At 66.1% G+C, this 15,740-nt stretch carries 17 protein-coding genes; 12 read left to right on the top strand and 5 right to left on the bottom strand.

Annotated features, from left to right (window positions below):
• Positions 1 to 70: 70 nt before the first annotated feature.
• The 3 genes from crtY (at position 71) to ACP7AI_RS05830 (ending at position 3,970) form a co-directional block, all read left to right on the top strand.
• Positions 71 to 1,243, top strand: a complete 1,173-nt coding sequence (crtY, locus tag ACP7AI_RS05840) for a lycopene beta-cyclase CrtY (RefSeq protein WP_426165075.1) — start codon at positions 71 to 73, stop codon at positions 1,241 to 1,243.
• A gap of 80 nt (positions 1,244 to 1,323) precedes the next feature.
• A complete protein-coding gene (crtI, locus tag ACP7AI_RS05835) occupies positions 1,324 to 2,961 on the top strand; it encodes a phytoene desaturase family protein (protein ID WP_426165073.1) in 1,638 nt (545 codons plus the stop codon).
• A 76-nt stretch (positions 2,962 to 3,037) separates the two neighbouring features.
• Complete coding sequence (locus ACP7AI_RS05830) at positions 3,038 to 3,970, top strand: phytoene/squalene synthase family protein (RefSeq protein WP_426165071.1); 933 nt, start codon at positions 3,038 to 3,040, stop codon at positions 3,968 to 3,970.
• A 36-nt stretch (positions 3,971 to 4,006) separates the two neighbouring features.
• Here the strand turns inward: ACP7AI_RS05830 and ACP7AI_RS05825 are convergent, their stop codons facing one another.
• Entirely contained in the window at positions 4,007 to 4,642 is a 636-nt protein-coding gene (locus tag ACP7AI_RS05825; protein WP_426165069.1) for a metallophosphatase domain-containing protein, read from the bottom strand.
• Between the two features lie 47 nt (positions 4,643 to 4,689).
• Positions 4,690 to 5,307: a sterol desaturase family protein gene (locus ACP7AI_RS05820; protein WP_426165067.1), complete on the bottom strand. Its 618-nt coding sequence runs from the start codon at positions 5,305 to 5,307 to the stop codon at positions 4,690 to 4,692.
• 107 nt (positions 5,308 to 5,414) lie between these two features.
• On the opposite strand from ACP7AI_RS05820, the gene ACP7AI_RS05815 reads away from it, so the two are divergent.
• Together ACP7AI_RS05815 and ACP7AI_RS05810 are read left to right on the top strand one after the other, a co-directional pair.
• Complete coding sequence (locus tag ACP7AI_RS05815) at positions 5,415 to 5,720, top strand: hypothetical protein (protein ID WP_426165065.1); 306 nt, start codon at positions 5,415 to 5,417, stop codon at positions 5,718 to 5,720.
• Complete coding sequence (locus ACP7AI_RS05810; protein WP_426165063.1) at positions 5,708 to 6,229, top strand: excalibur calcium-binding domain-containing protein; 522 nt, start codon at positions 5,708 to 5,710, stop codon at positions 6,227 to 6,229. Before ACP7AI_RS05815 ends, ACP7AI_RS05810 begins: the two co-directional genes overlap by 13 nt.
• Positions 6,230 to 6,282: 53 nt before the next feature.
• On the opposite strand, the gene uvrB is transcribed toward ACP7AI_RS05810, so the two are convergent.
• Positions 6,283 to 8,490, bottom strand: a complete 2,208-nt coding sequence (uvrB, locus tag ACP7AI_RS05805; RefSeq protein WP_426165061.1) for an excinuclease ABC subunit UvrB — start codon at positions 8,488 to 8,490, stop codon at positions 6,283 to 6,285.
• Positions 8,491 to 8,641: 151 nt separating this feature from the next.
• On the opposite strand from uvrB, the gene ACP7AI_RS05800 reads away from it, so the two are divergent.
• On the top strand, positions 8,642 to 8,998 hold the full coding sequence (locus ACP7AI_RS05800) for a DUF6152 family protein (RefSeq protein WP_426165059.1): 357 nt from the start codon (positions 8,642 to 8,644) through the stop codon (positions 8,996 to 8,998).
• A 3-nt stretch (positions 8,999 to 9,001) separates the two neighbouring features.
• The gene (locus tag ACP7AI_RS05795; protein WP_426165057.1) at positions 9,002 to 9,448 is read left to right on the top strand and encodes a hypothetical protein; all 447 of its coding nucleotides are present in this window, start codon (positions 9,002 to 9,004) and stop codon (positions 9,446 to 9,448) included.
• A 135-nt stretch (positions 9,449 to 9,583) separates the two neighbouring features.
• Here the strand turns inward: ACP7AI_RS05795 and ACP7AI_RS05790 are convergent, their stop codons facing one another.
• Complete coding sequence (locus ACP7AI_RS05790; RefSeq protein WP_426165056.1) at positions 9,584 to 11,980, bottom strand: TonB-dependent receptor; 2,397 nt, start codon at positions 11,978 to 11,980, stop codon at positions 9,584 to 9,586.
• 198 nt (positions 11,981 to 12,178) lie between these two features.
• Between ACP7AI_RS05790 and ACP7AI_RS05785 the strand changes: the two genes are divergently transcribed.
• Positions 12,179 to 13,426 carry an MFS transporter gene (locus ACP7AI_RS05785; protein WP_426165054.1) on the top strand — a complete coding sequence of 416 codons (1,248 nt, stop codon included), beginning with the start codon at positions 12,179 to 12,181 and terminating at the stop codon, positions 13,424 to 13,426.
• A gap of 17 nt (positions 13,427 to 13,443) precedes the next feature.
• Positions 13,444 to 13,830 carry a hypothetical protein gene (locus ACP7AI_RS05780; protein ID WP_426165052.1) on the top strand — a complete coding sequence of 129 codons (387 nt, stop codon included), beginning with the start codon at positions 13,444 to 13,446 and terminating at the stop codon, positions 13,828 to 13,830.
• 12 nt (positions 13,831 to 13,842) lie between these two features.
• On the opposite strand, the gene purC is transcribed toward ACP7AI_RS05780, so the two are convergent.
• Complete coding sequence (purC, locus tag ACP7AI_RS05775; protein WP_426165050.1) at positions 13,843 to 14,619, bottom strand: phosphoribosylaminoimidazolesuccinocarboxamide synthase; 777 nt, start codon at positions 14,617 to 14,619, stop codon at positions 13,843 to 13,845.
• Positions 14,620 to 14,844: 225 nt separating this feature from the next.
• On the opposite strand from purC, the gene ACP7AI_RS05770 reads away from it, so the two are divergent.
• The 3 genes from ACP7AI_RS05770 to grxD are packed head-to-tail and all read left to right on the top strand — an operon-like array spanning position 14,845 to position 15,739.
• Positions 14,845 to 15,162 carry a DUF1476 domain-containing protein gene (locus ACP7AI_RS05770; RefSeq protein WP_426165048.1) on the top strand — a complete coding sequence of 106 codons (318 nt, stop codon included), beginning with the start codon at positions 14,845 to 14,847 and terminating at the stop codon, positions 15,160 to 15,162.
• A gap of 4 nt (positions 15,163 to 15,166) precedes the next feature.
• Positions 15,167 to 15,397 (top strand): BolA/IbaG family iron-sulfur metabolism protein, encoded by a 231-nt coding sequence (locus ACP7AI_RS05765; protein WP_426165046.1) that lies wholly within the window; start codon positions 15,167 to 15,169, stop codon positions 15,395 to 15,397.
• A gap of 9 nt (positions 15,398 to 15,406) precedes the next feature.
• Positions 15,407 to 15,739 carry a Grx4 family monothiol glutaredoxin gene (gene grxD / locus ACP7AI_RS05760; protein ID WP_426165044.1) on the top strand — a complete coding sequence of 111 codons (333 nt, stop codon included), beginning with the start codon at positions 15,407 to 15,409 and terminating at the stop codon, positions 15,737 to 15,739.
• Position 15,740 lies beyond the last annotated feature (1 nt).

Below are 15,740 nucleotides of genomic sequence, written 5' to 3'. Positions count from 1 at the left end.
CGCAATGGTCCGGCGCGGCAGTCTGCCACTGGCGGCTTTCGCTGCGACACAAGCCTGCTAATGACGGATAGTGGAGTCCGATATCATCCTTGCCGGCGGCGGCCTGGCCAATGGCCTGATCGCGCTGCGGCTGGCGCAGTTGCGGCCCGATGTGCGGGTGACCATCATCGAAGGCGGTGCGGCGATCGGCGGCAACCACACCTGGTCGTCGTTCGCCAATGACCTGACGCCCGACCAGGTCGAGTGGACGGCGCCGCTGTTTCGCTATCACTGGGATCGCTATGAAGTGCGCTTCCCGTCGGCGACGCGCCAGCTGGAGGCGGGTTATCGCAGCGCCACTTCGGAATTGCTCGCCGCCGAGATCGCGCGTGCGCTGCCGCCCGAAAGGGTGATGACCGCCGTGCCTGTCGTGGCGATGACGCCGACCAGCGTGACGCTCGCCGACCAGCGCGTGCTGACCGCCGCGGCGGCGATCGACGGCCGCGGGCAAGGCCCGACGAGGGCGCTCGACCTCAGGTGGCAGAAGTTTCTGGGGCAGGAGGTCGAGCTCGCCGAGCCGCATGGCCTCGCCGGCCCGATCATCATGGATGCGACTGTGCCGCAGTTCGACGGCTATCGCTTTGTCTACACGCTGCCGTTCGGGCCGCGCCATGTGCTGATCGAGGACACCTATTTCAGCGACGGCAACGACCTGTCGCCCGACCTGCTGCGCCGCCATCTTGCCGATTATGCGGCGTCGCAGGGCTGGACGATCACCGGCATCATCCGCGAGGAAAAGGGCATCTTGCCGCTCGGCATCGGCGGCGACATCGAGGCCTTCTGGGACGAGGCAGCGGCGGCCGGGGAGGCCGGGGTGCCGCGCGTCGGCCTGCGTGCCGGCATGTTCCATCCGGTTACCGGCTACAGCTTTCCCGATGCGGTGCGCATGGCCGACCTGATCGCCGCGCTGCCGGTCCTCGATGCGGCGACGATCTATCGCGCCGCCCGCGACCATAGCGTCGCCGCGTGGCGGGCGCGGGGCATGTACCGGCTGCTCAACCGCATGCTGTTCCTCGCCGCGCATGACGAGGAACGGCGCCATGTGCTGCAGCGCTTTTACGAGCACAACGATGCGCTGGTCGGTCGCTTCTATGCGGCCCAGCCGGTGTTGAGGGACTGGATGCGGATATTGAGCGGCAAGCCGCCGATCCCGCCGATGCGGGCACTCGGCACGTTGCTCAAATACGAAATCGGGAAAGCATAGGGACGTCTGGTCGTGGCTGGATCATTGCTGCGACACATTCGGCTTTGAACTCGGATGGCGAACCGCGTAACGCCCGTTACATGGAACAGCCAAGAAAATCCGCGATCGTTATCGGTGCCGGCATTGGTGGCATTGCCTGTGCCATGCGCCTGCAGAGCCTGGGTTTCGACACGCGCATCGTCGAGGCGCTCGATGCCCCCGGCGGCCGCGCCTATGTGCGGCGGGCGGCGGGCTTCACCTTCGACATGGGCCCGACGGTGCTGACCGTGCCGCATCTGATCGAGGAGCTGTTCTCGCTCGAACAGGACCAGGCCATGCTCGGCGAGCCGGATTTCCCGGCGCATGTGCTGGGCGACGACAAGCGGATCTTGTCGGGCATCAGCGGCGGGCCGAATACCAGCCGCTATGTCGAGATCGTGCCGATCCTGCCGTTCTACCGCATCTATTTCGATGACGGCACATTCTTCGACTATGACGCCGATCCGGTCCGGGTGCGGGAACAGATCGCGCGCCTCGCGCCCGAGGATCTGCAGGGTTACGAGGACTTCCACGAGGCGGCGCGGGCGATCTTCAACCGCGGCTTCCTCGAACTCGGCTATACTTACTTCGGCAATGTCGGCCAGATGCTGGGCGTGGTGCCCGACCTGTTGAAGCTGGGGGCGGTGCAGCCGCTGTTTTCGCTGATCAAGAAGTATTTCAAGTCCGACAAGATGCGGCAGGTGTTCAGTTTCGAACCGCTGCTGGTCGGCGGCAACCCGATGAAGGTGCCCGCGATCTATGCAATGATCCATTTCGTCGAAAAGACCTGGGGCATCCACTTCGCGCGCGGCGGCACCGGCGCCCTGGTATCGGCGATGGTGCGCAAGTTCGAGGACATGGGCGGCACATTGCAGCTTAGCGCCGGAGTCGCCTCGATCGATGTGGTCAAGCGTGGCGGCAAGCGGGTGGCGACGGGCGTGACACTGAAATCGGGCGAGGTGCTGGCCGCCGATGTGGTGGTTTCCAACGCCGACTATGCCACGACCTACATGCGGCTGATCGACAAGGCGCATCGCCGCATCAATCGCGACGCGCTGGTGAAGTTTCGCAAGCAGTCGATGTCGTTGATGGTGATTTACTTCGGCTACAAAAAGGCTGACGGCGACCCGGACCTGCAGCACCACAACATCATCCTGGGGCCGCGCTACGAGGAACTGCTGACCGATATCTTCGAGCGCAAGATATTGGGGCCGGACTTTTCGCAGTATCTGCATATTCCGACGCTGACCGACCCCAGCCTGGCGCCGGAGGGGCATCATGCCGCCTACACGCTGATCCCGGTGCCGAACAACCAGAGCGGCCTCGACTGGAGCAAGATCGGCGAAGGTTTCAAGGATGTCGTGCTGACCTTCCTGGAGGAACGCGGCTATATTCCCAATCTGAAGGAACGGCTGGTCTACCAGAGCTTCGTGACGCCGGATTATTTCGAGCAGACGCTCGGCTCCTATCTCGGCAATGGTTTCGGGGTGGAGCCGGTGCTGACCCAGACGGCCTATTTCCGGCCGCACAACCGCAGCGAGGATGTGTCGAACCTCTATCTGGTCGGCCAGAGCACCCAGCCGGGCGGCGGCACGCCTTCGGTGATGATGTCGGCAAAGATGACGGTGCGCGAGATTGCCCGGGATTTCGGCATCGCTTCATCGGTCGTCAACGGCGTCCCGGAACGGGCTGTCGCCTGACGACCGCTGCCAGGCTGGTCGTGCCAGGGGGCAGCTTGCGCTTGACCCCTCAAGTCCGGCGCGGGAGAGGTGTTGCATGACAGATGTGCTCGGCCATGCCCGCCAGGCGATCGCGCGGGGCTCCAAAAGCTTCGCGATGGCGTCGCAGCTGTTCGATCCGGTCACCCGCGACCGGGCGATGCTGCTTTATGCCTGGTGCCGCCATACCGACGATGTCATCGACGGCCAGGTGCTGGGGCAGGGCCGCAACGACGACACGCGCCCGCCGGCGGAGCGGCTCGCCGAGGTCGAGCGGTTGACCGAGATGGCGCTGGCCGGGCAGCCGACCGGCGATCCGGCCTATGAGGCGCTGGCCCGGGTGGTGCGCGAAACCGGCATGCCGGCGCAGTATCCGCGCGACCTGATCCACGGCTTTCGCATCGACATGGAGGAGCGGCCGTTCCGCACCATCGAAGACACGTTGACCTATTGCTATCACGTCGCCGGTTGCGTCGGGGTGATGATGGCGATCGTGATGGGGGTCAGGCCCGACGACCGCGCCACGCTCGATCGCGCCTGCGACCTCGGCATGGCGTTCCAGCTCAACAACATCGCCCGCGATGTCATTGAAGACGCGATGAATTCGCGCCGCTATATCCCGGACGACTGGCTGGCGAACGTGCAGCTGGCAGCCAACAACTTCGCCTTTCCGCCGCATCGGCGCCAGCTGCATCGGCTGGTCACCCGGCTGGTCAATCTGGCCGAGGAGTATGAAGCATCGGCGCGCTACGGCACGCCGGCGCTATCGAAGCGCGCGGCCTGGGCGGTGCTGGCGGCGGCGCGCATCTATGGCGGCATCGGCCGGAAGGTCCGCGATGCCGGGCCGGACGGACTCGACACGCGGATGAGCACGACGAAGCCCGAAAAGCTGCGCGCGGTGGCGGTGGCGCTGAGCGAGGCCCTGGCCCGCAAGTCCCGCTGGCCGCTGCCGGGGCCGAGCCGTGACGGGCTATGGACGAAGCCCGGCTAGCCAATCCCCTCCGTGGTCGGGACGCGAGGACGCCCTTCAAGCTTGCAGGGTGAACGTCACCGGCGGCCGGATGGTGCCGGTACCGCTTTCGATCGACGAGGCGTTGATGAACAGCGTGTCGCCGATCCGGCGTTGCCCGGCGCTGGCATGGACATGGCCGAAACAGTGCACCCGGGGTGCGATGCGCGGCAGTTCGGCGGCCAGCGCCGCGCAGCCGTGCGACTGCCCACCGCGCGACCGGTCGAGTATGGACCGTGGCGGCGTATGGGTGACGAGAATGTCGAGCCCTGGCGGAACCTGCGCCCAGCACCGGGCGAGCGATGCCCCGTCCTTGAAAAAGGCATGGCGCGCCAGGTTGGGCACCCAGGGCGCGCCGAAGATCTTCAGCCCGCGCAACACGACGGTTTCGTCCCTGAGAAAGCGGGCGTGCTTCAGCGGCTGCGCACGGTGCGCGGCGGCGGCTTCGAGCTCGCGATCATGGTTGCCGCCGGTGTAGAGGATGGTCTCGAATGGCTGACGCCGGAACCAGGCATCCATGCGCGACAGTCGCAACGGCGAGCGGCTGAACAGGTCGAACATGTCGCCGCAATGGATCAGCAGGTCGCCCGGAGGCAGGTCGAGTTCGTCATGTCGCCAGTGCGTGTCGCTGATGACGGTGACGCGGGTGTCCATCCTGCGTATTTAGCGGGAGCGGCAGGTTCGATGCAACGGAGAGCGATTCAGTGCCGGGTGCCGCCCTGCGGCTCGGCATCGGCGTGCAGGACCGTGGGCCGGGCGTATTTTTCGGCATTGTCGAGGTCGAGCTTGCCGACATCCATTTCGGTCCGCGTCTTGGCCGATGACCGGATCTTGCCCTTGCCGTTGGCCTCCAGCTGCGCCAGCAGGTCGCGCACCGGCGGGGCATACAGGAAACCGAAGCTGACGGTGCCTTCCTTCGATTCGACGACATGGTGCATGCGGTGCGCTTGGACCATGCGCTTCAGATATTTCTGCTGCGGGTTCCAGCCATGGCGGACGCGACGGTGGACGAGCACGTCGTGCACGCCGAAATAGATGGCGCCGTACATGGTGATGCCGGCGCCGATGGCAGTGAACACCGGCCAGTCCTGGCTGGTACCGATGACGAGCAGGATGATCGACGGCACCGCCCCCATGACGCCGAACCAGTCGTTTTTCTCGAACAGGCCGGTGCGCGGTTCATGGTGCGACTTGTGCAGCGACCACAGAAAGCCGTGCATCACATATTTGTGCGCGACGATGGCGACGACTTCCATGATCGCGACCAGCAGCAGCGCAATGGCGATGCCCTGCCAGATGTTGATTTGGGCGGTGAACATGATCGTTCCATAACCGCTGGCGGGCGGCTTTGCACCCCACCCGATGCCGCACCCTTTCGCCGGTGGACCGTTCGTGCGATAGGCGGGCAAATACCTATGGCAGATTCATGAAGATGCGTGCGCCCATCCTGTTCGTGTTCATCGTGCTCGCCGGTTGCGCGACGCCGGCGCAGCGGATCGCGCGCAAGCTGGGCGAATATGGCGTGCCGCCGCGCCAGGCGCAGTGCATGGGTGACCGGCTGCAGTCGCGGTTGAGCCTGGCGCAGCTGCGTCGCCTCGACGAGATCGGCAAGATGCTTCCCGATGGTGGCCGCCGCCTGTCGGTCGGCGACATCGCGCAGCGCCTGGGCGATCCCCGCGATCCGACCGTCGTCATCGAGGTCGTCAAGGCCGGGGTCGGATGCGCAATCTGACCGGACAAGGGGTGGCCGGAACGATGCGGGCGCGCTGGCGCCGGCTGACCGGTGCCGACGGGCCGCCGACCGACGAGGCCGATATCGAAAGCGAAGCCGAACGCGCCATCCGCATGTTCGGCGCGCCGGCGCAGAATCCGTTTCCGGAACCGATCCGCTACCAGGCCCAGCAGCCCGACCGCCGCGCCGAACGCGAGCGGGCGCGGGCGCCGTTCACGGTGTTCCTGCCCGGCCTGCTGATCGGCGGTGTGCTCGGCTATGCGCTGACCGTCGATGATCCCAAGACGGTAAAGGCGCTGCCCGACCGGGCGTACAACATCCTCCACGGATCGCCCTATTACCTGAATTGCGCGCAGGTGCGGCTGTTCGGCGCGGCGCCGCTGTACAAGGGCCAGCCGGGCTATTCGAAGCGGCTCGACACCGATGGCAACGGCGTGGCCTGCGAACCGTTCTTCGGCGAAGCGCCGCCGCCGCCTAAGGGCTTAGGCAAGGGCAAGCGCGAGAAGTAGGGCGGGCAAGGCCATCGCGTGTGCCAGCATGACGCGGTTTTGGAACAGGGCGTCTACCGCGCCCCCGCCCGGCGCTTCCCGAAGCTTGCCTTCTTTTTCATCTTTTCGAAGCGCGTCGTGCGGGTGCCCGGTGCGCCGCCCATGCTGCGGCCCTGAATCGGCGCCACGCGCTCGCCGGCCGGCACGCCGAGTTCGTCCATCTCGAGCCGCCTGATCTGGTCGCGAATGGCGGCGGCGGTCTCGAATTCCAGGTCGGCGGCGGCGGTCTGCATCTGCTTTTCGAGGTCGGCGATATAGGCCTTGAGGTTGTGGCCGACGAGGTTGGGCGTCTCGTCGTCGCCGGTATCGACGACCAGGCCGTCGCGCATCGACACGTCGGCCAGCACATCGGAGATGTTGCGCTTGATCGTCATCGGCGTGATGCCGTGCTCGGTGTTGTACGCCTCCTGCCGGGTGCGGCGGCGGTCGGTCTCGCGGATGGCGCGCTCCATGCTGCCGGTGACATGGTCGGCATACAGGATGACGCGGCCGTCGACGTTGCGCGCGGCGCGGCCGATGGTCTGGATCAGCGAGGTTTCCGAGCGCAGGAAGCCTTCCTTGTCGGCATCGAGGATCGCCACCAGCCCGCATTCGGGGATGTCGAGGCCCTCGCGCAGCAGGTTGATGCCGACGAGCACGTCATAGACGCCGAGCCGCAAGTCGCGGATCAGCTCGATGCGCTCCAGCGTCTCGACATCGCTGTGCATGTAGCGGACGCGAAGCCCGGCCTCGTGGAGGAACTCGGTCAGGTCCTCGGCCATGCGCTTGGTCAGCGTCGTCACCAGCGTGCGATAGCCGGCGGCGGCAACCTTCTTGGCCTCCTGGATCAGATCCTCGACCTGGTCCTCGACCGGCTTGATCTCGATCGGCGGGTCGATGAGGCCGGTCGGCCGGATGACCTGCTCGACGAAGACGCCGCCGGTCTTGTCCATTTCCCAGCTGCCCGGCGTCGCCGACACGAACACCGTCTGCGGGCGCATCGCCTCCCATTCGGCAAAGCGCAGCGGGCGGTTGTCGATGCACGACGGCAGGCGAAAGCCATATTCGGCGAGCGTCATCTTGCGGCGGTGATCGCCCTTGGCCATCGCGCCCAACTGCCCGACGGTGACATGGCTCTCATCGACGAAAAGCATAGCGTTTTCCGGGAGGTATTCGAAAAGGGTCGGCGGCGGCTCGCCAGGCAGGCGCCCGGTCAGGAAGCGGCTGTAATTCTCGATGCCCGCGCAGCTGCCGGTGGCCGCGATCATCTCCAGGTCGAAATTGGTGCGCTGTTCGAGGCGCTGCGCCTCGAGCAACTTGCCTTCGGCGTTGAGCTCCTTCAGCCGCTCGGTCATCTCGAACTTGATGGCCTCGCTCGCCTGTTTCAGCGTCGGGCCGGGCGTCACATAATGGCTGTTGGCATAGACCTTGACATAGTCGAGCTTGGCGACGCTCTGCCCGGTCAGCGGGTCGAATTCGGTAATGCTCTCGATCTCGTCGCCGAAGAAGCTGATGCGCCAGGCGCTGTCTTCATAGTGCGAGGGAAAGACCTCCAGATTGTCGCCGCGGACGCGGAAATTGCCGCGGGCGAAGCCGGCGTCGTTACGCTTGTACTGGAGCGCGACGAGCTTCCGGATGATCTCGCGGCTGTCGGCCGTCTCGCCCTTTTTCAGCGTGAAGGTCATCGCCGAATAGGTTTCAACCGAGCCGATGCCGTAGATGCAGGACACCGAGGCGACGATGATGACGTCGTCGCGTTCGAGGAGGGAGCGGGTGGCCGAGTGGCGCATCCGGTCGATGGCCTCGTTAACGCTCGATTCCTTTTCGATATAGGTGTCCGACCGCGGCACATAGGCCTCGGGCTGGTAGTAATCATAGTAGCTGACGAAATATTCGACGGCGTTGTTCGGGAAAAAGCTCTTGAATTCGCCATAGAGCTGCGCCGCCAGGATCTTGTTGGGCGCCAGGATCAGCGCCGGGCGCTGCGTCGCCTCGATGACCTTGGCAACGGTATAGGTCTTGCCCGAACCGGTGACGCCCAGCAGCACCTGGTCGCGCTCGCCGTCATTGGCCTGGGCGACGAGCTCGGCGATGGCGACGGGTTGGTCGCCGGCCGGTGTGTAGTCGCTGATCAGCTCGAATTTCTTGCCGCCTTCGGACTTTTCCGGCCGCTCGGGGCGGTGCGGGACGAAATTCTCCGAACCTTCCGGCTCGGCGAGGCTGGTGCGAATCTGGATGGCCATAGCGGTAATATGGTCGATGGACCGGTTTTGTTCCAGTGCTGTCTGCGCCGCGCCCTGCGTCACCGCTGCCGGTCGCCGATCTTGGGTTGCAGCGCCGGCACCGGGCCGCAATACTCGCAGGGCGCGGGGGCAATATCGGGAGACTTCTGCCGTGGCCATTTTTCGTCGTTCCGCCCTTGTCGTCGCCGCGCTGCTCGCCGCGCCGCAGGCCACGCAGGCCCATCATGGCTGGAGCAGCTATGCCAGTGACAAGCCGATCAAGCTGACCGCACCCGTCACCGGCGTCACCTGGGGCAACCCGCATGGCGCCGCCAAGGTCAGCTATGGTGGCAAGACCTGGGTTGTGGTCCTGGCGCCGACGGCACGCATGGAGGCGCGCGGCCTGAAGCAGGATGCGCTGGTCAAGGCCAGGGCGGTGACGCTGGAGGGCTATCCGCGCAGTGACGGCACCCCCGAGATGCGGATCGAGCGGGTCACGATCGACGGCAAGACGGTCGAGTTGCGCTAGGGCGTGCTTGCCGGACTGGTCGCCTGGCTGTCGACCTCGGGCATTGCCGCCTGGGCCGGCGGTGGCGGCGTCTATCCGTTGGCGAATGTCGTCCATCTGTTCGGGCTGGTGATGCTGCTCGGCGGCATCGGGATCGTCGACCTGCGGCTGTTGGGGGCGTTTCCGGCCTTGCCGGCGGAGGCGCTGTCACGGGCGCTGACGCCGGTCGCGGTTGCCGGGCTGGCGGTGATGGCGATCAGCGGCCCGGTGCTGTTCGCCGCCGATGCGGCGTCGCTGGTGGCATCGCCGGTGTTCGGCTGGAAACTGGCGATGATCGCGGCGGCGCTGGTCAATGCGGCGGTGTTCCGCTGGCTGTTGCGGGAGGGGCCGGGGCGGCGGGTGGCGGCGGCTGTGTCGCTTTCGGCCTGGGCGTCCGTGGCGGTGCTCGGGCGGATGATTGCGTACAGTTAGCGGGGGCTGCCAAGGCAGGGGCGCGGGCAAAGCCCGCGCGTCGGACGGGTTCGGCGGGGTGGACCCGCCGCCCCGCCGTCCGGTCTGGCGCCTGCCGGCGCGCTTGACTGCGCCAGCGTGCTCGCGGCGCTGCGACTAGAACGCCTTTCGTGCCGTCAGCCCGAACGTCCGCGGCTGGTTGGTCGCATAGCCGATGCGTGCCCGGCCACCGCGTTCGCGGTCGAGCGACAGCAGCGCGTTTTCGTCGAGCAGGTTGTTGATGTAGGCGGTCAGCGACAGGCCCTGGCCGAAATCGACCGCGGCGCTGATGTTGACGAGCTGGTACGACGGCAGCTTCAACGTGATGTTGCGGACTTCGCTGCCGGTGGCGCCGCCAAACGGTAGCCCGGACTGGAAGAACGACGCCGGCGGCTCCTGGTCGCTCGGCTGGGTGAAGCGGTCGCCGATGTGCTGGACGCTGGCATTGAGCACGATCTTCGCCGTCTCCCCGATCGGGAAGCTGTAGTTGGCATTGGCCGAGATCTGGAATTTCGGCACCGTCGGCAGGCGGTTGCCATCGCGGATGCCGCCGATCACCGAGCCGTTGCCGGCGGTAACGGTCGAATCGAACTTGGCATCGAGGACGCTGCCCGAGACGCCGAGCTGCAAGCCTTCGACCGGGCGCGCCGTCAGCTCGAATTCGACACCGACGGTGTGCGCCTTGGGCACGTTGAAGACGATGCGCGACGAGCAGGAGCCGGCATCGAGCGTCGTCTGCAGGTTCTTGATGTCGGTGTAGAAGACGGCGGTGTTGAAGGTGATGCCGCCCGATTTCGCCTTGATGCCGGCTTCATAGTTCCACAGCGTTTCGTCGCCGAAGCTCTGGAAGCTGCCGAAGGTCTCGCGGTCCGAACCCTGGCAGAGATTGGCATTGAGCGGATCGTTGACGCCGCCGAGGCGGAAGCCCTTGGCGGCCTGGACATTGACGTTGACGTCGTCGTTGAGCGCATAGCTGGCGAGGAAGCGCGGGTTGATGCCGGTCGATGTCGTCTTGTTGCGGGTGCCGCTATCACCGTTCGCGAACAACCCGCCCGACGTGATCGTGCGCTGCTCCTGATAGGCGTAATAGCGCAGGCCGGCGGTGATCGTCAGCTTGTCGAAGAAGCGGTAGCTTGCCTCGCCGAAGCCGGAGATCTGCTCGAGCGTGTAGGGCAGCACCGAATTGAACGGCGAATCGACCTCGAAGCCGTTGGACACCGCCGCCGACGTGCCGGCCCCCAGCGTCGCATCGGTGAAGGCGTCGTAACCGGGGGTCGGCAGGCGCTGGTCGTAATCGCGGTCGGTGTTGGCGTAGAAGGCGCCGACGACCCACTGGAAATTGCCGTTGCCTGTCGAACCCAGGCGCAGTTCCTGGGTGAAGCTCTTCACCTTCGTCGTGTCGCGCAGGTTCGACGGCAGCGTGACGGCGGCGGCGGGGAAGCCCAGGTCGAGCGAGACCGAGCCGGTCAGCGAACTGGCGTCGCGGCTGACCAGGATGTCGCGATCGGTATAGCTCGACACGGAGGTCACGTTGACGCCGTCGAGGTCGACCTCGATGGTGCCGTCGACGATCAGGGTCTTGTCGCGGAACTGCTCGTTCAGCAGCAGATACTGCTGGCGCTCCTTGAAGGTCACCGCCGGGCGAGTGGTGGTGAACGGGTTGGCGAAGATGTTGTAGATTTCCTGGCGGTTGAAGCCGTCGGTGTGGACCTCCTGGTACAGCACGCGCGGGGTGATCTTCACATTTTCGGATGGCTGCAGCAGCAGCGCGATGCGGCCGCCATAGCGTTCGCCGCTGTTGACGTCGTCCTTGCCCGCAGGGCCGATGGCATCGATGAAGCCGCCGTAGCGGGTGTAGTAGCCGACGGCGCGCACCGCGGCCTTGTCGCCGAGCGGCAGGTTGACGGCGCCCTTCAGGCTGCCGCCGACGCCGCCCTTGTCGATGACATTGATGTCGGCTTCGACCTGGCCTTCGACGCTGGCCGTGGTCGGCTTGTTGGTGATGTAGCGGATGGTGCCGCCGACCGAGCCCGAGCCGAACAGCGTGCCCTGCGGCCCGCGCAGCGTCTCGACGCGGTTGAGGTCGAACAGGTCGATGTCGGGGGTGAACAGCGACAACGAGATGACCGATTCATCGAGGTAGAAGCCGACCTGTTCCTTGACGCCGGGTTGATCGCGCACGATTTGCCCGGCGGAGACACCGCGGATCGACACCTGGCTCTGGCCCGGCCCCAGGTTCTGGATGGTCAGGCCGGCGACATTGCGCGACAGGTCCTCGATGGTGGTGGCGCCCGACCGCTGGATATCGGCCTGGGTCTGGGCGTTGATCGAGAACGGCACGTCCTGCAGGTCCGACGCGCGCTTGGTCGCGGTGACGACGATGGTGTCGCTGTCCTCCGCAGCGGCGAGGCCCTGGTCGGTGGTTTGCGCGAGCACCGGCGCGGCGAGCAGCGCGGCGAGGGCGGTGGTGGCGGACAGACGCGCCAGGCGGCGCGCGGTCTGGTTGGCAAGCATAAGGTAACTCCCCGGGTTAACCATTTGGTTAGATTTATAACCCTATCCACCATCTGTTGCAGATCCGGTCAATAATTCGTGACGGACCAGGCAACGATTCCGGGGCAGTGTTGCAATATTGCCAGTTGCTGGCGGGCGGCATCAGGCGGCGCACTGTCGCGTCGTTGACTTTCATTCCGGTTGTGCCAGCCTTTGGCCATGGCATCTCGCGACGCGACGACCCCCGCTGCCGGCCGCGCCCCCGGGGCCGCCGGGCCATCGCTGGGCCTGGTGGTCATGGTCGGCGCGGCGATCATGCTCAACTATGTCGATCGCGGCGCGGTCTCGATCGCGGCGCCGCTGATCAAGGACGAGATGGGCCTGTCGGCGACCGGCTATGGCGTCGTCGTGTCGTCGTTCTTCTGGACCTATGTGCCGTTCCTGATGTTGTCGGGCTGGCTCGCCGACCGCGTGTCGGTGCATCGGCTGCTGGCGGCCGGCGTCGCGATCTGGGCGGTGGCGACACTGCTGATGGGCTTTGCCGGCGGATTGGCGTCGCTGGTCGTGCTGCGCCTGCTGATGGGGGTGGGGGAGGGCGTCGCCTTCCCCAGCGCATCGAAGCTGATGGCGCGGGCGCCCGATGCGCGGCGCGGCACCGCCAATATCGCGCTGTCGGGCGGGCTGGCGATGGGGCCGCTGGTCGGCACGCTGGCGGGCGGGGTGATCCTGGAGCTGTATGGCTGGCGGGAGATGTTCGTCATCTTCGGCGCGGTGACGCTCGTCTGGCTGCTGCCCTGGTCGCGGCTGCGCGGCGAAGTCGATGCGCCAGCGGCGGGCGATGAATGCGCGTGCGCCTATCCGCGGCTGCTGCGCACGCCGTCGCTCTGGGCGATGTCCGCCTATCATTTTTCCGGCACCTATGCGCTCTACTTCGTCATCGCCTGGCTGCCGCTCTATCTCGTCAAGGTCCGCGGATACGACATCACCGACATGGCGCTGCTGACCTCGCTGTTCTACCTCGGCCAAACCATCGGCGCCGCCGGTTCGGCGGGCCTGGTCGATCGCTTCATCGCGCGCGGGCGGTCGTCGGCATCGGTGCGGCGCGCCGTGGGCTTGGGCTGTTCGGCGGTGTCGGCGATCGGTGTTCTCGCCATCGCGCAGACCGAGACGACGCTGGCGCTGGCACTGTGGCTGGTGCCGACCAGCCTGTGTTTCGGCACCATCACCGGCATATTGTTCGTCTGCGGCCAGACGCTCGCCGGGCCGGCATCGGCGGGCCGCTGGGTGGGGGTTCAGAGCTCGGTGGGTAACCTGGCCGGGGTCATCGGGCCGGTCGTGACCGGGGCCATCGTCGATGCCGCCGGTTATGGGCCGGCCTTCGTGCTGACGGCAGCGATCATCATCGGGGGGGCGCTGGTGTTCGCGTTCGGGGTGCCGCGGCTGGCGCCGGTCGACTGGCCGCGCTGATGGGGCGGGCGTTTCTGTTGGGCGTGGTCGCGGCGCCCTTTGTGCTGGTGGGCCTGGCCTTCGGGCTCGCCTATTGGTGGGTCGTGGCCTGGCTGGTCGGCGGGATCGTCGCGATCGGGTTCGTCATGGCGTTGTTCGACATGGCCGTGGAAAAGGCGCGCCGGGCGGACGACGAGCGGCTGGATGTGGCCGCGCGGGTGTCCCGACTGTGGGACGCGCCGACCGAACCGGGCCCGCGCGTGTTGCCGCCGGAGGACGTCACGCCGTTCAGCGATGCGCGGGTCGACCTGGCGCGGCATCGCAGCCTGCGGGCGCGGTTCGATGGGTGGCGATACAAATTGCCGGTATCGGTGGCCGGTCCGGCCCCCACCCGGCCGTCAGGGACCGATTCGCCTCCCGCCTGAGGGGGGAGGAGACTATTTACCGCGGGACTTCCGGTGTTCGTCGAGGTCCAGGACGGCGGATTCGTCCTCCGGCATCAGGCCGAGACGGCGGGCGACTTCCTGATAGGCTTCGACTTCGCCGCCGAGGTCGCGGCGGAAACGGTCCTTGTCGAGCTTTTCGTTGGTCTTCATGTCCCACAGCCGGCAGCCGTCGGGGCTGATCTCGTCGGCAAGGATGATGCGGCTGAATTCGCCGTCGAAGAGCCGGCCGAATTCGAGCTTGAAATCGACGAGGCGGATGCCGACGCCGGCGAACAGCCCGGCCATGAAGTCGTTCACGCGAATCGCCATGTCGGCGATGTCGTGCATTTCCTCCTGGGTGGCCCAGCCGAAGGCGGCGATATGCTCCTCGGTGACCAGCGGGTCGTTGAGCGCGTCGTCCTTGTAGTAATATTCGAGGATGGTGCGGGGCAGGGTGGTGCCTTCTTCCAGCCCAAAACGCTTGGCGAGGCTGCCGGCGACGACGTTCCGGACGACGACCTCGATCGGCACGATCTCGACCTGACGGACCAGCTGCTCGCGCATGTTGAGGCGGCGGATGAAGTGCGTCGGGATGCCGATCGTCGCGAGCAGCGTGAACAGATGCTCCGAAATACGGTTGTTGAGCACGCCCTTGCCGCTGATCGTGCCCTTTTTCTGGGCGTTGAACGCGGTGGCATCATCCTTGAAATACTGGATGATCGTGCCGGGTTCGGGCCCCTCATAGAGGATCTTGGCCTTGCCCTCGTAGATCTGGCGGCGCCGGGTCATGGCTTCCTCCTCAGATGGTTCGCCGCGGGCTGGGCGAACGCAAGATGAAACGGGACGCCCCGGAGACACCCGGAAAGGGCGCGCCCGGGGCGGTGCATTGCACATAGCGCGCGCTTGTCCGGCTTACAATGACTCGATGCGCTGCCGGGGTTCGACACGCTTCGTCATTGAACCTGCGGCGCAGCGGCTCTATCTGCGACGGGACAGCCGTTGCCGGAGCCCTTGATGACCACGTTCGACAGTCGCGAAAATGCCTTTGAAAACCAGTTCGCCCATGATGCGGAGCTGCAGTTCAAGGTGGCGGCGCGCCGCGACAAGCTCGTCGGCCTGTGGGCGGCCGCCAAGCTGGGGCTGACCGGCGATGCCGCCGACGCCTATGCCAAGACGATCATCCTTGCCGATCTGGAGGAAGCCGGCGACGAGGATGTCGTCCGCAAGCTCGTCGCCGACCTGGGCATCGAAGGCGTCGCCGAGGCCGACATCCGGGCAGCGCTGCTGGAGCAGGGCCAGATTGCCCGCCGGCAGATCATGGAAGCGATGTAATCCGATGCCGATGGCAGCGCACGATATCGAGGCGGCGATCCTCGCGGCGCTGCCGGGCGCGACGGTCGAGATCGTCGACATGGCCGGTGACGGCGACCACTATGCGGCGACGGTGACGGCGGCGCAGTTCGCCGGCCTGCCCCGGGTGAAGCAGCACAAGCTCGTTTACAACGCGCTCGGCGACCGCATGGGCGGGGTGCTCCATGCCCTGAAATTGACTACAATCGCGGCCTGAGGAGGCATCATGTCCGACATCAACCAACGTATCGAACAGCTCGTCACCACCAACGACGTGGTGCTGTTCATGAAGGGCACGCCGCTGTTTCCCCAGTGCGGTTTTTCATCGACGGCGATCGCCATCCTCGAACGGCTCGGCGTCGATTTCGAGACTGTCGACGTGCTCGCCGACCCGGAAATCCGCCAGGGCGTGAAGACCTATTCCGATTGGCCGACGGTGCCGCAGCTGTACGTGAAGGGCGAATTTGTCGGCGGCTCGGACATCATGATGGAGATGTACCAGGCCGGCGAGCTGACGGCTCTGCTGGAGCAGGCCGGCGTGCCGCGCGCCGCCGCCTGAG

The sequence above is a fragment of the Sandarakinorhabdus sp. DWP1-3-1 genome (assembly GCF_049896705.1).
Lineage (GTDB): Bacteria > Pseudomonadota > Alphaproteobacteria > Sphingomonadales > Sphingomonadaceae > Sandarakinorhabdus.
This window is presented reverse-complemented; position numbering and strand designations above follow the sequence as displayed.

Bases quoted from the DNA above. Each gene is read 5' to 3' on its own strand.
- crtI (WP_426165073.1), top strand. From the start codon at position 1,324: ATGGAACAGCCAAGAAAATCCGCGATCGTTATCGGTGCCGGCATTGGT.
- ACP7AI_RS05830 (WP_426165071.1), top strand. From the start codon at position 3,038: ATGACAGATGTGCTCGGCCATGCCCGCCAGGCGATCGCGCGGGGCTCC.
- ACP7AI_RS05825 (WP_426165069.1), bottom strand. From the start codon at position 4,642: ATGGACACCCGCGTCACCGTCATCAGCGACACGCACTGGCGACATGAC.
- ACP7AI_RS05820 (WP_426165067.1), bottom strand. From the start codon at position 5,307: ATGTTCACCGCCCAAATCAACATCTGGCAGGGCATCGCCATTGCGCTG.
- ACP7AI_RS05815 (WP_426165065.1), top strand. From the start codon at position 5,415: ATGAAGATGCGTGCGCCCATCCTGTTCGTGTTCATCGTGCTCGCCGGT.
- ACP7AI_RS05810 (WP_426165063.1), top strand. From the start codon at position 5,708: ATGCGCAATCTGACCGGACAAGGGGTGGCCGGAACGATGCGGGCGCGC.
- uvrB (WP_426165061.1), bottom strand. From the start codon at position 8,490: ATGGCCATCCAGATTCGCACCAGCCTCGCCGAGCCGGAAGGTTCGGAG.
- ACP7AI_RS05790 (WP_426165056.1), bottom strand. From the start codon at position 11,980: ATGCTTGCCAACCAGACCGCGCGCCGCCTGGCGCGTCTGTCCGCCACC.
- ACP7AI_RS05785 (WP_426165054.1), top strand. From the start codon at position 12,179: ATGGCATCTCGCGACGCGACGACCCCCGCTGCCGGCCGCGCCCCCGGG.
- purC (WP_426165050.1), bottom strand. From the start codon at position 14,619: ATGACCCGGCGCCGCCAGATCTACGAGGGCAAGGCCAAGATCCTCTAT.
- ACP7AI_RS05770 (WP_426165048.1), top strand. From the start codon at position 14,845: ATGACCACGTTCGACAGTCGCGAAAATGCCTTTGAAAACCAGTTCGCC.
- ACP7AI_RS05765 (WP_426165046.1), top strand. From the start codon at position 15,167: ATGCCGATGGCAGCGCACGATATCGAGGCGGCGATCCTCGCGGCGCTG.
- grxD (WP_426165044.1), top strand. From the start codon at position 15,407: ATGTCCGACATCAACCAACGTATCGAACAGCTCGTCACCACCAACGAC.